Annotated in this window: 15 protein-coding genes; 8 read left to right on the top strand and 7 right to left on the bottom strand. The window is 36.4% G+C overall.

Annotation, left to right across the window (positions count from 1 at the left end):
- The 4 genes from I215_RS04230 to I215_RS04215 all read right to left on the bottom strand — a co-directional run bounded on the left by I215_RS04230 (position 1) and on the right by I215_RS04215 (position 4,883).
- Positions 1–1,269 (bottom strand): dihydroorotase, encoded by a 1,269-nt coding sequence (locus I215_RS04230; RefSeq protein WP_040459837.1) that lies wholly within the window; start codon positions 1,267–1,269, stop codon positions 1–3.
- Positions 1,266–3,173 carry a BatA domain-containing protein gene (locus tag I215_RS04225; RefSeq protein WP_008990718.1) on the bottom strand — a complete coding sequence of 636 codons (1,908 nt, stop codon included), beginning with the start codon at positions 3,171–3,173 and terminating at the stop codon, positions 1,266–1,268. The genes I215_RS04230 and I215_RS04225 overlap by 4 nt, the downstream gene beginning before the upstream one ends.
- Positions 3,174–3,402: 229 nt before the next feature.
- Positions 3,403–4,167, bottom strand: a complete 765-nt coding sequence (locus I215_RS04220) for a TIGR02757 family protein (protein WP_008990717.1) — start codon at positions 4,165–4,167, stop codon at positions 3,403–3,405.
- Between the two features lie 56 nt (positions 4,168–4,223).
- Positions 4,224–4,883 (bottom strand): ABC transporter ATP-binding protein, encoded by a 660-nt coding sequence (locus I215_RS04215; protein WP_008990716.1) that lies wholly within the window; start codon positions 4,881–4,883, stop codon positions 4,224–4,226.
- Positions 4,884–5,036: 153 nt separating this feature from the next.
- Between I215_RS04215 and folE the strand changes: the two genes are divergently transcribed.
- On the top strand, positions 5,037–5,633 hold the full coding sequence (folE, locus tag I215_RS04210; RefSeq protein ID WP_008990715.1) for a GTP cyclohydrolase I FolE: 597 nt from the start codon (positions 5,037–5,039) through the stop codon (positions 5,631–5,633).
- Positions 5,634–5,674: 41 nt separating this feature from the next.
- Positions 5,675–5,968 carry a hypothetical protein gene (locus tag I215_RS04205; protein ID WP_008990714.1) on the top strand — a complete coding sequence of 98 codons (294 nt, stop codon included), beginning with the start codon at positions 5,675–5,677 and terminating at the stop codon, positions 5,966–5,968.
- 67 nt (positions 5,969–6,035) lie between these two features.
- Here the strand turns inward: I215_RS04205 and I215_RS04200 are convergent, their stop codons facing one another.
- Positions 6,036–8,306, bottom strand: a complete 2,271-nt coding sequence (locus I215_RS04200; RefSeq protein ID WP_008990713.1) for a TonB-dependent receptor — start codon at positions 8,304–8,306, stop codon at positions 6,036–6,038.
- Positions 8,307–8,566: 260 nt separating this feature from the next.
- On the opposite strand from I215_RS04200, the gene I215_RS16105 reads away from it, so the two are divergent.
- Complete coding sequence (locus I215_RS16105; protein ID WP_156800195.1) at positions 8,567–8,719, top strand: hypothetical protein; 153 nt, start codon at positions 8,567–8,569, stop codon at positions 8,717–8,719.
- A gap of 37 nt (positions 8,720–8,756) precedes the next feature.
- Here I215_RS16105 and I215_RS04195 read toward each other — a convergent pair whose 3' ends face one another.
- Positions 8,757–9,053 (bottom strand): DUF6787 family protein, encoded by a 297-nt coding sequence (locus I215_RS04195; RefSeq protein ID WP_008990712.1) that lies wholly within the window; start codon positions 9,051–9,053, stop codon positions 8,757–8,759.
- Positions 9,054–9,360: 307 nt separating this feature from the next.
- On the opposite strand from I215_RS04195, the gene I215_RS04190 reads away from it, so the two are divergent.
- Genes I215_RS04190 through I215_RS04170 form a run of 5 tightly spaced genes read left to right on the top strand, consistent with a single transcriptional unit; the run spans position 9,361 to position 15,073 of the window.
- The gene (locus I215_RS04190; RefSeq protein WP_008990711.1) at positions 9,361–10,584 is read left to right on the top strand and encodes a sulfite oxidase; all 1,224 of its coding nucleotides are present in this window, start codon (positions 9,361–9,363) and stop codon (positions 10,582–10,584) included.
- Positions 10,584–11,069: a hypothetical protein gene (locus I215_RS04185; protein WP_008990710.1), complete on the top strand. Its 486-nt coding sequence runs from the start codon at positions 10,584–10,586 to the stop codon at positions 11,067–11,069. The genes I215_RS04190 and I215_RS04185 overlap by 1 nt, the downstream gene beginning before the upstream one ends.
- A gap of 50 nt (positions 11,070–11,119) precedes the next feature.
- A complete protein-coding gene (locus I215_RS04180) occupies positions 11,120–13,210 on the top strand; it encodes a M1 family metallopeptidase (protein WP_008990709.1) in 2,091 nt (696 codons plus the stop codon).
- 22 nt (positions 13,211–13,232) lie between these two features.
- Complete coding sequence (locus I215_RS04175; protein ID WP_008990708.1) at positions 13,233–14,144, top strand: patatin-like phospholipase family protein; 912 nt, start codon at positions 13,233–13,235, stop codon at positions 14,142–14,144.
- A gap of 11 nt (positions 14,145–14,155) precedes the next feature.
- The gene (locus I215_RS04170; protein WP_008990707.1) at positions 14,156–15,073 is read left to right on the top strand and encodes a patatin-like phospholipase family protein; all 918 of its coding nucleotides are present in this window, start codon (positions 14,156–14,158) and stop codon (positions 15,071–15,073) included.
- Positions 15,074–15,078: 5 nt separating this feature from the next.
- On the opposite strand, the gene I215_RS04165 is transcribed toward I215_RS04170, so the two are convergent.
- The gene (locus I215_RS04165; protein WP_008990706.1) at positions 15,079–15,597 is read right to left on the bottom strand and encodes a DUF7935 family protein; all 519 of its coding nucleotides are present in this window, start codon (positions 15,595–15,597) and stop codon (positions 15,079–15,081) included.
- Positions 15,598–15,610: the final 13 nt, after the last annotated feature.

The raw sequence follows: 15,610 nt of genomic DNA, 5'->3' as shown, positions 1-15,610 counted from the left end.
TTATTTACTTAATGAGGATTTAAGGGCTATGCGATTATTAGCGATTATTCCATAAGTTTTTCCTTTCACCTGTTTGCCCGTATAGGCACAGTTTTTAGAAAAAGAGAGGATATCACTTTTACTGAATTCATAACTCGAATCGGGATTGAATAGGGAGATATTAGCTTTGTTTCCCACGGCAATTTCCTCTTGAGGTATAGCAAATCGTTCTTTACCTGAGGTGAGTATTTTTATAACCTTCTCTAGTGGAAACTCCTGTAACAGAAGTCCAAAGCTTGCCTCCAAACCAATAGTTCCATAAAGAGCGTGATCAAATTCTACATTTTTGTTTTCCACATCTATAGGGTTGTGGTCAGTGGTAACTAAATCAATAACCCCGTGTTTTACTCCTTCCACAAGAGCTTTTCTATCAGCCTCTTCTCTTAGAGGAGGGAGCAATTTGTAATTGGTGTCAAAATCTTCTAACTCGCTTTCATTGAGTATTAAATTAGCCAAAGCAACACTACAACTTACATCAAGACCTTTATCTTTGGCTTGTTTGATTAATTCTACGCTTAATTTAGTAGAAATAGTAGGAATATGAAGTTTGCCGCCGGTATACTCTAAAATGAATAAGTCTCGGACAATTTGAAGCTCCTCTGATAGCGCTGGAATTCCTTTAAGACCAAGTTTAGTACTTGTAATACCTTCATTCACTACGCCCTTTCCTATGACTTTGCTTTCCATCGGAAAAGACAGGACAAGGCCATCAAAGTTTTGAGTGTATTGAAGGGCTATTTTAAGTAAATTCGGATTTTCTATAGGTTTTTGATAGTCTCCATAGGCGACCGCCCCTGCATTTTTCATATCGAAAAGCTCTGCTAAGTCAACTCCATGACTCAAAGAAGTTAGGGCCGCTATCGGGTACAGGCTAGTTGCTTTATCTGCACCTTTAGATTTTATAAATCCGATATCCGCATTAGTATCTGCCACTGGTTGGGTGTTCGGGTTTACTGCAACAGCAGTATATCCACTTAGTGCCGCTGTATTGAGCCCATTTTCAATTGTTTCTCTATCTTCAAACCCTGGTTCTCCAAAGCTTACACTACAATCAAACCATCCTTGGGAAACATGGAGATTATCTAATGAAATTTCTTTAATCTCAATCTCCGGTTTAATATGATCTTCAATTTTCGAAATCTTACCATCTATAATCAGAATGTCTTTGACTTGTTGATTATAACTTTGGTTAGGGGCGATTATCTTGGCAGATTTTATAAGGATATTCATTTGAAATATTTTTGGATAAGAAGTTCTAAACATAAAAAAACTAGTGCAAAAATAACAAACCATTTCCAAAGCTCATGGATATTGTTTTCACTTTTTAATTGCTTGAATAATTGGGATGCATTTTTAATGGAATCTGGGGGTAAATCATCCGTTGATAAATACTCCCTGCTACTTTCATCTCGCTGGTAATTAAAGCTTAGGGCAAGAACATTTTCATTCTGATTCTTTACCTGATAAGTACCTTCTGTTGTTGGGTATTCTCCCGTTGTGATCGAGATATAATTTTGATTATTTACCTGTAAGGGAATAAAGGATTCGTGGTTGTTTTCTAATGAAAGCACTTGATCTTGATTAAGCTGAGTGTTTATTGCTATGGTGTGATGTTGGCCTAGTTGATAATATAGAGTTGGTGTAGGAAGGCTTTGTTGGGCCATATTGTAGAACACTGGAACAATCAAGGGCGTATTTTGAAAGTTACCATTTAGTGTACTCAAAGGGGCAGTGAAAGCATAATGCCCATTGAATTCCACTAAAAAGTCATTACCATCTTGGTAGCTCAGTACACTCTGATAGCTTCCTTGGATTTCAAAGCTACTTAATACTTTTGGATACTCAAAGTTAGCCACCTGAGATTCGAAGACATGTTCAAACAAAGGATGTTGATATTCTATGGTTGTAATATGCTTTTCGCTAGTATTAGAATTGGTGAATTTAAGATCTGCTAAAAATGGAAATTTAGGTTGTGAGGAGATTATTTGATTGTTCTTATCAGGAATCACACAAATTTTCACCCCACGTCGACTGGCTTGTTCTAAGGCAGAGATTAATGAACTAGCAATGGAGGGTAGTTGATTTAAAATGACAAGGTTCTGTTGTAATAAACTATTGTAATTAATCTCATCATAAGCCATACTACTGTAGTTAAAAGCATCAGGGGTGTAAATTCGTTTTAGGAATTGATCATCTGATCCGTTGATGCTAAGAATATTTATTTTCACAGAACGATTTATGGAAAAATAAAGATTGTTGTCATAGCTCATCCCTTTATCATTTACAGAAATATGCCCGTTTTTAAACTCTTTGTCAACCCTAAAATCTACCTGCGCTTTGTTGTTTTTAAATTCTGCAGATGTCTTGGCGTATAATTCATCATTTTGATACAAGGATACAGGCGTGGAAGCTATAGTATCGGTGTTTGACAATACAACAGAGATCTGAGTTTGTTCAGGTGTTTTTAAAGAAATATACGCACTATCAATGACGGTATTTGCGGATGAAAACCCTTGCATAGGAATAAAGTAAGGGTTGACATTTAAAGTCCTATTCAAGGGGAGTTGACGCTGTTGGAAATCTGAAAAAACAAGTAAGTTTTTACTTGTGGCCTCTTGGGTATAAAGTCGGTTTGCTGAACGAAATATTGCCTCTAAAGATAACTGTTCTGGACTATAATGTGTCCGGATTAAATCGTTTTTAATGGCTTCAATGGTAGTGTTTTTAAAAGTATGGGTGTTGGTTATAAGGCTAAAAGATTGGGTTTTTGGAAATTGTTCTAACACATCGTTTATGGCTTCCTGTAATAAGGTTCCTTTTGCCCCCTGTAGTTGCATACTAAAGGAGTTATCGATATAGATCACCGTTTCAACTTTGATATTTTGCAAGTTTTGTGGTGATAAATATGGCTGAGCGAAGGCTATTACAAGGCATACGATACTGAAAACGCGCATTATTAAAATGAGCCATTTTTTAATTTGAGATTGTTTATTAGTCTGCTTGCGAACCTCCCTTAGAACCCGAACATTGGTAAAGGTTTGCTTTGAGTATTTTCGCAACTTAAATAAATGAATAACAATGGGAATGAGTACAAGAAAGAGTGCCCAAAGAATTTCTGGATGTTTAAATTGCATTCCTAGTTTTTATTTGTCAAATCAAATATACAATTTAAGTTAAACTACCCAACTAGGCAAGTCCCATTGTTTGTCGTGGATGTTCTAATTCGATTTTTAGACAAAAAGACCTAATAGTGTTAATTTCGCGTTTAGTTTTCTAGTCCAAAGTATTAGCCTTTAGGGGTATGGTTACAGCTTGATTTTCTAATTTGAAATTATTTGATAACTTCAAAGAGTTTACCTCAAATCAAAAGCCCTCAAAAACGCCTAAGCCGAAGAGTGCAAAATCGTATTTTACAGGATCTTTAGGGTCTAGCTTACGTAATGCTTGGTCAAGTTCTAATAGAGCTTTAGCATCATTTTGTTTACGCTTAAGAAGTCCTAGTTTTCGAGCAACTCTACCAGAGTGTACATCTAGTGGGCAGGATAATATGGAAGGTGAAATAGTGTCCCAAATTCCAAAATCCACTCCTAAGCCATCATTTCTAACTACCCACCTGAGATACATGTTAATTCTTTTGGCGGCGGAGCCTTTCTCCGGATTAGAAATATGTTTTTGAGTTCGTGGTAAATGCTGGTTTTCAAAGAATGCTTCTTTAAATCGGGCGATAGCCGGTTGCGTAGATTCTTGGGTGATATGTTTACTAAAGAAATACTCCAATCCTTTATGGTTAACATAGATGTGTTGAAGGCTTTTAATAAATTGTATAAAGTCATAACCGTTGAATGTTCGGTGCACAAATGGGAGTAGTTTCTCGAGCTGTTCCTCTTTGTGATTAAGGACAAAATCATAGGGGCTCTCACCCATAAGATCCATCATTTTGGTGGCGTTTTTAATGATACTCTTGCGGTTACCCCAGGCTATGGAGGCCGTTAAAAAGCCAGAAATTTCAATATCTTCTTTGAGCTGAAATCTGTGAGGAATTTGTATAGGATCGCTCTCTACAAAGCGAGGATGATTGTAATACGCTACTTTTTGGTCTAAGAATTCTTTGAGTTCTTCCCTGGTCAAAACTTTTAATTTAAATTAAATGTATCAATTCTTCTATCGCACGAAAAGAGAGAGGTTTAACGAAAATTACCGTCTATCATAGTGAGCTTTCGATCTGCCATAGCTGCTAATTCTTCGTTATGGGTTACAATCACAAAGGTCTGACCAAAGGTATCTCTTAACTCAAAAAATAGTTTGTGAAGGCGCTCTGCGCTTTCTGAATCCAAATTCCCGCTAGGTTCATCAGCAAATACTATAGAGGGGTTGTTGATCAGTGCCCTTGCAACGGCCACCCGTTGTTGCTCTCCTCCGGAGAGTTCACTTGGCTTGTGGTCACTACGGTGAGAAAGCCCTAAAAAGGTTAATAACTCCAAAGCTCTTTTTTTAGCCTGCTCCACAGGCGTTTTTTTTATAAATGCTGGAATACACACATTTTCTAAAGCAGTAAACTCTGGTAGCAATTGATGAAATTGAAAAATAAATCCAATGTGTTGGTTTCTAAATTTAGCCAATTCTTTATCGGATAAGGTCGCAACCTCTGTATTGTTTATTTTCAAGGACAAATCTGCTGATTTGTCAGCTTTGTCTAAAGTTCCTAGGATTTGTAAAAGTGTAGTTTTACCAGCGCCAGAGGCTCCAACAATGGAAATAATTTCTCCTTTGTTAATTTGTACATCTACGCCTTTTAAGACCTCTAATTCACCGTAGGTTTTATGGATATTATTTGCTTGTATCATCAAATCACATAATTATGTTGCTAAGGTAACTTGTTTCTAAAGAATAACAAATTAAAGAAGTTTAGAGATTTTCACTATATTTAAGATCAAAGGATTTTTTCATTTAATGGGTTAGACCCAAGTGAAAGAATTGATTAAATAAACCAGTATTTTATGGGATACAAAACTTTTGATGAGTACGCAATTCAGACCACTGATGAGCTAAAAAATAACTATAGTAATATAATCAAAGAACTAGGAGAGGACCCTAAAAGGGAGGGATTGTTTAAAACTCCCGAACGTGCGGCAAAAGCTATGCAATTTCTAACTCAGGGATACGATCAAGACGCAACACAGATTATCAAAAGCGCCATGTTTAAGGAGGACTACAATGAAATGGTCATTGTAAAGGATATTGAATTATACTCTCTATGCGAGCATCATTTGTTACCATTTTTTGGTAAAGCTCATATTGCTTATATTCCAAACGGCTATATTGTAGGCTTGAGTAAATTACCAAGGATTGTTGATGTGTTTTCTCGTCGACTTCAAGTTCAGGAAAGACTAACACACGATATTTTAGAATGCATTAATAATACGCTAAATCCTCAAGGTGTCGCAGTTGTTATAGAGGCTTCTCATATGTGTATGATGATGCGTGGTGTTCAAAAGCAGAATTCAACTACCACCACATCTGGATTTAGAGGTCAGTTTGAAAAAATCGAAACTCGTAATGAGTTTTTAAAATTGATTAGTACTGATTTGTCTTAAAAAATGGCACCTTTTTTGTTTAATTATATAAAAAAACAAAGATGGAAAACACTAATAAATACACCAAACTTCTGCTGAGTTTATTGTTTGATGCTATAGGAATGCTATCTTTTGTAATTCCTGGAGTTGGGGAGTTTTCAGATGTGATTTGGGCACCGATTTCGGGTTGGCTTATGACACGGCTATATAAAGGAAGGATAGGACGTACGGCAGGGGTAATTACTTTTGTAGAGGAATTAATGCCAGGAATGGATGTTGTTCCAACCTTCACCATTACATGGTTGTATACCTATGTTTTTAAAAAGGAGCAACTAAAACAAGCTGTACATAATTAAAATGGAAAAAACCCTGACAAATGAAACATTTATACAGGGTTTTTAACCTATAGGTTAGGGAGAGGTGCTATAATGTTAGGGTTAATCCTAGATTAATATTCCTACCAATATTGTATATTCCATCCGTTTTCAAACGTGATAAATGTGAAATATACTCGGTGTCAAAAATGTTGTTGGCGGTTATTCTAAAGTAAATAGGTAGGTCTAAGATCTCGGTAGAGGTTCCTACACCAGCATTTAGTAGGGTATATGCGTTGGTAGGGTCTTCAAATGTACCAACTTTATTTTGATTAAAGGTGCTTTTTAATGTTAAAAAAGCATATGTGTCAGATAATTTTTTTCCCTCAAACTCTATCCTTAAGGTATTTGATAGTGTATTGGCAGGAATTAATGGGATGTATTGATCATTATCTAATAATTTTCCGACCACCATTTCATATGTGCTCTCAAAATGCAACCATTCTATGGCATGAGGGTGTAAGTGTATGCCAACCTCGCCTCCGTAAAGTTCACTATCATTTTGAGTATACTGATACACTGGACTTTCATTGATAAATTCTCCTGTAGGTTGTAGGTAAATAAAATTGTTAATGGTGTTATAAAAACCATTGGCAAACAGCTCCAAATGTCTATTGTTATACTCCAACGATAAATCAAATTGGATATTTTGCTCATTATCAAGGTCAGATCTGCCTATTTCGTATCGGTTTGCACCACTATGACCTCCATTAGAGGTGAGCTCAGAAAGGTTAGGAGCTCTAAATCCCGAAGCAACATTAACACGCCCGATAAACTTCTTAAGGAAATCAAATCGATAACCAGCAGAGGCGTTAAAACTATTATAGTTTTTGGAGATGACAGGAAAATAGGATTCTCCACCTTCTTCTCCAGCTAGCTTGGTATCTATTTTCCGATTGTCATACCGGATCCCAAATTGTAAATCACTGTTTTCCATATGGTAATGTGATGTAGCCATAACACCAAAATCTGTGGTTGATGCATCAGGAATCAGTAACTCTTCACCGAAGTTTTCATTGGTTTGATGCATGCCTTGTAGTCCGATAATGGTTTCGAAATTGCCTAATTTTGGAAAATGATATTGAAGATTATAACTAAGTGTTCTTAAGCGCATATCAAGAGCTGCTTCTTCAGCGGCATGATCATGATGTTCCTCTTCTTCATGATGCTCATGTTCTTCATCATGATCGTGATGGTGATGCTCTTCAAATTCCAATCGTTTGTTACTAGTATACCCTAAATTTATATCAAGACTGCTAGTGTCAAAATAAAGTACGCTTTTAAGGCTTAAAATATGATTGTCCAATTCTTGATAGGGGAGAATTGGTGTTCTATGTTTGTTTTGATCGCCAACTTGCTCTGGAATTCCAATTTCTGAATGGTTGTAGTTATAACGTAGTTCCGTTTGGAAATTGTCAAAGTTATAGCTGATTCCAGTTTTTAAATCGTACTCAGAAAACCTCGAATTTGTTGTATATAGATCATTACCTGCTTTATAGTCTGCATGAGAAGTATGAGCTCCTCTTATGAGAAATTTGAATCGTTCTGCTGATTTTTTGAATCCAGCATTGGTACTATAACCATCGGTGTTGGTATAATAGTCTAGGTTCACATCAGCCTTATGAGTATTACTAGGTGCGAATTTCTCTGGATTTAAATAAAGCACACCACCTAAAGCGTCAGAGCCATAGAGTAGCGACGCAGGACCTTTAATTACTTCAATGCTTTCTATACCTGCATCGTTGATTCCTAATCCATGCTCACCTCCAAATTGTTGATTTTCCAAACGAATACCTTGGGTGTAAACCAAAACACGGTTACCGCTAAGTCCTCTAATGACAGGTTTTCCGATACCTACACCTGTGGAAAGTGTTTCCACTCCAGAGATCTGAGAGATTCCATCGGATAGGGTCATAGCCCCCTGTGTTTTTAATGTTTGAACATTTGCTTGAGTAACTTTCATAACGTTTTCGCTTTGAAGTTTATGAAAAGGGGTGGAGACAATAACTTCATCCATTTCTATGGCCGCATGAGTTAATTCTACTTTTAGAATCGCATCACTGGGGAAAGAAATCAACTTGGAAAAGGGTTTAAATCCAATAGCTGAAATTATGAGCTGATACCTACCATTAGGAATGCCTGTTAAGTTAAACCGCCCATCTACATCGGTATTGATACCTTTTTCAAGTGTAGGGATATATATAGTTGCAAAAGGGATAGGTGAATGCATATCAGCATCCGTAACAATTCCTTTTACGCTATTTTGTGCAAATAAAGATGTTGTTGCTAAAAGTAGCGACAGCAAAATAAGTTTTTTCATGATATGGTTGAATTATAATAAAGTATAACCTAGATGCATCTTTGTGCATATAGGCTTATTACCTTAAATCTTTTAAACTAAGTTTGATTAAGAGAGAAGTTCTCTTGTTTGACGAGTTATCAAACCATAGGAGGTGCCCGTAATGAAAAATAAAGCTTTTGCTGGTTACTTAAAAAGAAGTAATCACTGAAAATTTGTTTCTTAGCAGGTTCAAGAATTACAAATGTATAGACCGGTGGGTTGTATAGAATCTGAGGGGCATGATGAAAGTCGTACAACTTACAGTGAAAATCATACTGATGGAAGTGTGTTTGACTACGCTCATCACAACTAACATGGCTGTGACCTACAGTAAAGTGAGTAAAATGCAATATGGAGGGAGTCAATATGCCAGTAAAAAGCACAAGACTTAAAAAAACAATGATATGTTTTTGATTTTTTCTCATCCAGTTATTTAACCCTTATACCAATTCTTCTTAACATCTTCTTTTCAAAATTCCAGAAGAAATTAAATTGGCCAAAAAGCCAACCTATAGTAACAAGTAATATTTGATAAATTGGGAAAATTAAGATCAAGCGTATTACCCAATGTAAAACAGGATGAATTGCATCTGAACTGATTCCAATAAGTTCAACAAATGGCCCAGCTAGTCTAGCCGATGCAGAACCTGTAATGGCAAAAACCACAAAGATAACAACCAATTGAAAATTAGAAGAAATACCCCAGCGTTGTTTTAATTTTTCCATCTCAATAAAATCAAAGTGCAAAGGTACATCAAATCTTAGGTTTCAAAAAATGAAAATGCTCTAAGTTCAAAATTCTTATTGAAGTTGTCAAAATTTCGGTTGCTAATTTTGTTGATCCTTTTCTTAAGGTAAAAGCATTTATATTTATTGAACAATGAGCTGGATGGATGCATTTTAGGATATTTTCAATCAGGATAATCGGTGTGTTTCTCAACAAATTATAACGATTTGGAGCTTAATTCAAACAGATAATTTTTAATCAAATGAATCAGAAGTAGTATCTTTAATCTTTAAACGTACCCGAATAATGAATAGACGAAACTTTATAAGCTCCTCTGTGCTGTCTTCCATTACTTTGGCCATAGGAACTACAGTGGTCTATGGAAAGGTTATTCCAGTGGGTTATACACCTATAGCCATGCAGGAGCCAGATCCTTTCAAGCTTTTTAATATTTCTGAACAAATGAATGTTTTAAATGATCGTCCATGGAATATAGAATCCAAGGCTCATTTATTAAACGATATGGTGACTCCGAATAAGTATATGTTCATTAGGAATAATGGTATTATGCCAGAGGATATAAATGTAGATACTTGGAAGTTAAAGGTTGAAGGAGAATCCGCCTTGAGTTCTAAAGAATATACCTTGTCAGATCTAAAACAAAAATTTAAACATTATACATATCAATTAACTCTTGAATGCGGTGGTAATGGACGAAAAGAATTTAATCCACCAGCTAAGGGAAATCAATGGGGTGTTGGAGCGGTTCATTGTTCAAATTGGACGGGAGTTCGGCTTAAGGATGTGTTAGATGATGTAGGGTTGAAGCCAAATGCTGTATATGTAGCTTATTATGCTGCTGATCTGCACTTGAGTAGAAATCCTGAAAAAGAACCCATCTCAAGAGGAGTACCATTGTCAAAGGCATTAGAAGATGAGACCCTGATTGCTTTTCAACTCAATGGGGAAGATATCCCTATTGCACATGGCCATCCACTTCGATTGGTAGCAGGGGGGTGGCCTGCTTCGGTTTCTGGAAAATGGCTTACCAGGATTCGGATTCGCGATGTGGTTCATGATGGTGCTAAAATGACAGGACAATCGTATAGAGTTCCAAAGAACCCTGTAGCCCCAGGAGAAATTGTGGATGACAAAGATATGGTCATCATAGAATCAATGCCTGTGAAATCCCTGATCACCTCTCCCAAAACAGGAGCGGTACTTACTAAAAATCGCAGTTTGAAAATTAAAGGTCATGCCTGGGCAGGAGATCTAAAGGTAAATAAAATGGAATATTCCATTGATTTTGGCAGCACTTGGAAGCCTTGTTCCTTAAGCGATCCCATAAATAGATTGGCATGGCAGCATTTTGAAGCTAAAGTAGATTTTCCAGAAAACGGTTATTACGAAATTTGGGCAAGAGCAACAGATTCTAATGGAAAGAGTCAGCCCATGATTATACCAGGGTGGAACCCTAAAGGATACCTAAATAATGCCTGCCACCGAATTGCAATAAAAGTAGAAGTTTAATGCAGCCAGATCAGTTTAATAAACAGCTCAAACTTTTGCGCAATGGACTATGTCTTTTTGTTATCGCGCTTATGAGCCTAGGTGGCTTTGTAGTGCTTTATACATTTTACCCAGAGAGTTCCTTGTTTACGGTAAAAGAAGCGAATCAGAAACAATTCGAAACTTCGGATTCACTCTCTGTACCTTTAGTAAATAGCCAAGAAGGTGAATATGATTTGGAAACTGGTTTTATCGAAGATGTTGGAATGAGTGCGGTGGTTAATAATTGTACAAATTGTCATTCTGCGAGGCTAGTTACTCAAAACAGAATGAGCAGAGAAGCTTGGAAAGCGACCATCAAATGGATGCAGGAAACTCAAAATCTTTGGGATCTCGGTGAGAAGGAGCCTATAATTTTAGATTATCTAGCGAAAAATTACGCCCCTGAATCTAAAGGAAGAAGACAAAACTTAACAATTGATAAGTGGTATGTGCTAGAGCAGTAAACTAACTTATCTTAAATTCAATATTTGTAAATATTTAGTAATACCTAACTATGCTTAAAAAGAATGTTCTCTGTAGTTTAATATTGATTTGTTGCTGTGTAGTAAAAAATGGCTTTGCACAACAAATCCATCAAATCGATATCATTGAAGCTGATGTAAATGTAGCCCTAATTCCTTCAAAAAAGAAAATACACGGAGAGGTCTCCTTGGCCTTTAAGGTATTGCGGTCAACAGATTCCCTAGTGATAGATGCAAGGGATATGGAGATCCATGAAGTGAGGCTTGATAAGAACCCTATTGATTTCAGTTACCAGGATAATTTAAAACTAAAAATTTACAATCGTTTTCATAAAGGCGATGATCATCTCGTGGAGGTACATTATCAGGCTAAACCCAAAAAGGCGATGTATTTTATAGATGATCCAAATGGTCAGGTAAAACAAATTTGGACCCAAGGACAGGGAAAGTATAGTTCCTATTGGCTTCCAAGTTTTGATGATATGAATGAAAAGATCATATTTGATCTCACTATTAAAGCCCCAGAGGCCTTCACTGTTCTTGCCAATGGTAAATTAAAACAAAAACACAAGATCGCGGACCAAATACTTTGGGAGTACGATATGAAAAATCCCATGAGTAGTTATTTATTAGCAATTGCCATGGGGAACTTTGATTTTGTACAAACACAAAGTAAATCAGGGGTGAAGATCAAAAATTATTTCAACTCCCAAGATAAAGCCAAAGTAGAGCCTACTTATAGGTATACCACGCAGATAATGAATTTCTATGAAGACGAAATAGGGGTAAGGTACCCTTGGCAGGAATATAAACAAGTGGGTGTTCAGGATTTTTTGTATGCTGGAATGGAAAACACCACATTAACTATATTTTCGGATTCCTATATGGTGGATTCTATAGCGCAAAAAGATCAGTCTTACTTTAATGTTAATGCCCATGAATTAGCACATCATTGGTTTGGTAACATGGTTACAGAAACAGAGTCAACCCATCATTGGCTTCAAGAAGGATTTGCCACCTATTACGCACTTTTGGCTGCAAAGGAAATTATTGGGGACGACCACTTCTATTTAGAATTATATAAATCCGCTATGGATTTAGAGGCACAAGCTCCAGAGTCTTTACTTAATCCCAAGGCTAGTAGTTTAACCTTTTATCAGCGAGGAGCCTGGGTTCTAGTAGCCTTAAGAGAAACCATTGGAGATCGTAGCTTTAAAAAGACTATAAAAACTTTTTTAAAAGAACATGCTTATAAAAATGTAGATACGCATGATTTTTTTAATGTAGCGATGGCAAAAAGTCAACTGGACCTGGATAGCTTTATTGATCGTTGGCTGGTGCAAAAAGAATTCCCAATTCAACGTGCCAAAGAGATTCTAAGAAAAAATGAATTAACCGCTCAATTGTTAGACTTAAAGCAGATGGATGATGCTGCTTTTGAAAGTTTTGTGATTGAAAACCCTGAGATTTATAATAAAAACAATAAAACTGCAGTTGTGAGCTATATTGTTCAAAGGGCAAGCACTCTGGGTGAAGATTTAATGGTTAAGGTTTATAAAAGAGCTTTGCAGTCATCCATAAATGAGAATAAACAAAGTGTAGCGGTTCACATAGTACAGATCCCCGAGGTTTTAAAAAATGATTTTGAAGTGTTATTAACCTCCGCTAGTTATAAAACTATTGAACTAGCCCTATTAAAACTTTCTATAAACTTCCCAGGGTCACTACCCGTATATTTAGACCAAACCAAAGGAATTGACGGTTTTAAAAATAAGAATATTAAAACACTGTGGCTAGCACTTGCTCTTATTTCTCCAGATTATCACAAGGATAAAAAGTATGTGTATTACAACACTCTACTTACCTACACTAATACTTACCAACCCTATGAACTTCGATGGAGTGCTTTTCGTTACCTCGGGCAATTGGAAGGTTTTAATGAACCAGCTATTAAAAATTTGATACAGGCCTGTTTACATCCTGTTTGGCAGTTCTCTAAATTTTCAAGGGAACTGTTAGATAGTCTCCTATCCCAGCCTGCTTATCATGGGATTATAACGGGATTAAAAAAAGATTTAAATAAACAAGAGCAAAGGTTTTTAAATGATCGATTAGATCAGTAGATTTAACACTAAATTAGTTACAATGAGAGCATTGGTGATTTCTGGAGGGGGAAGCAAAGGAGCCTTCGCCGGTGGAGTTGCACAGTATTTAATACAAGATTTAAATAGAGATTACAGCATGTTCTTGGGCGCTTCCACTGGAAGTTTATTAGTAAACCATTTGGCCTTAGGTGACATTGAGAAAATTAAAAACATATATACCTCTGTTACAAATGAGGATATCTTTGATAGTTGTCCTTTTCTTATAAAATACAAGCACGGCTCTCAACATATCAGTATCAATCACCTGAATGTAGTACGCAATTTCATCAGGGGAAGTAAAACTTTTGGAGAGAGTAATAATCTGAGACGTCTTATTGAACGTACATTTACTAAGGAGGAATTCAGCGCACTTAGAAAACTAAAAAAGGATGTAGTAGTCACAGTGAGTAATTTATCTTTGAATCAGGTGGAATATAAATCGATTATGGATTTTGAATATGAGGAATTTTGTGATTGGATATGGATCTCAGGCAATTATACACCATTTATGAGTTTGGTTAAAGTTGATGGATGTGAGTATGCCGATGGAGGACTAGGAACTATGGTTCCTATCGAGGAGGCTATTCGAAGAGGTGCCACGGAGGTTGATGCAGTGATTTTACATACGGAAATAACTCAGTTCAATAGAATGCCTTCGAGGAATCCGTTCTCACTACTAACAACCATGTTTAGCTTTATGCTAGACCGTATCACCTATCAAAATATTAGGATAGGTAAATTTGTCGCCTCTCATAATAACGCCATCATTAACTTTTATTACACCCCAACTGTGCTGACTACTAATTCCTTAATTTTTGATAAACAAAGAATGAAAAGTTGGTGGCAGAGCGGTTATGAATTTGCAAAAATTAAAAATTCAAATACTAACCAATTGAACGTTGATAAACAATAAAACAAAATAGTATGAGAGCATTGGTGATTTCTGGAGGCGGGAGTAAAGGAGCTTTTGCTGGAGGAGTAGCTCAGTATCTTATTGAACATGAGAAACGTGAGTACGATATGTATTTAGGAACATCCACAGGGAGTCTATTGATTCCGCTACTGGCCAACAATAGAGTTGAAAAGGCATATGAGATGTATACCAATGTCACTCAGCGAAAAATATTCAGCAACAATCCATTTATTGTTCGAAAAAAAGGGGATAAGGAGTATGTAGCGATCAACTATATGAATGTACTTTGGCAACTTTTAAAACGAAAGAGGACCTTTGGTGAGAGTAAAAACTTACGAAAGCAAATTCGAAAACACTTTCTAGAAGAAGATTTCGATTTAATTAGAGCCACAGGAAAGGAGGTAGTAGTAACAGTTTCCAATCTTTCTAAAAATAGGGTTGAATACAAGTCAATTATGGATTTTGACTATGAAGACTTCTGCGATTGGATCTGGATGTCGTGTAATTATGTTCCTTTTATGTCATTGGCTAAAAAGGATGATTTCGAGTATGCTGATGGAGGACTAGGTTGTGTTATCCCAATTCGTGAAGCTATTAAACGTGGTGCTTCAACAGTGGATGCTATTATTTTGGAGACTGAAAATATGGAGCACAACAAGGTGGTAGGAAAAAATCCGTTTTCCTTGATGGTCAACTTGTACAGTTTTGTCTTAGACCAATTAGAGTCTCGTGATGTAATCGAAGGAAAATTGGCCGCTATGAATAAAAATGTAAAATTAAATACTTATTTCACCCCGACCAGGCTTACGGAAAATTCACTCTATTTCAATAAAGATTTAATGCGTCAATGGTGGGCACAAGGTAAAACTTATGCCCAAGATCGCGTAAAGATTGAGCAGGACCCAAAACGCGTTGGAATGGCGGGTTAAATTTTCTACCCTAATAATAAGCGCACTTCTTTTTTGATGTACCCAAGAGCAGTATCTGAAGGCGCTTGTTTATCTATCAATTGATTAAGGATATCTTCACGGAACTTCTGAGTGTTATCCGTCTGTTGGGAAGATTTTCGAATTAATTGTATGGTCGCGTTTTTGGAGGTTTTAATTACATTCCAACATTCTTCAGTTATATAGATTTGTTGACTGAGATTGTGTTCGAATTCTCCCTCAATCGATCCGACTAATTCGAGCTCATAAGCTTGTTTATCCATATTCTCTGGATGAATTCGTAGGACTAATTTTGAAGGATGGATACGTTCTAAATATAAAGCCATTCGCTCATAGGCTTGTAATTGTAATGGTAGGGCCGATTTTTGGGTTTCTTTATGTAATAAAAATCGTCTTCGACCTTCTTCATTTTTAGTATGAGTTGAGAAAAAATAATAAGCCACAAGACCCGTAACCACTGCGGGTAAAAGATAAAATAGCAGTTCGATAATTTTCGTTTGTTCCATAGAATTTAGATTG

This window comes from Galbibacter marinus (assembly GCF_000300875.1).
GTDB classification, from domain to species: Bacteria; Bacteroidota; Bacteroidia; order Flavobacteriales; family Flavobacteriaceae; genus Galbibacter; species Galbibacter marinus.
This window is presented reverse-complemented; position numbering and strand designations above follow the sequence as displayed.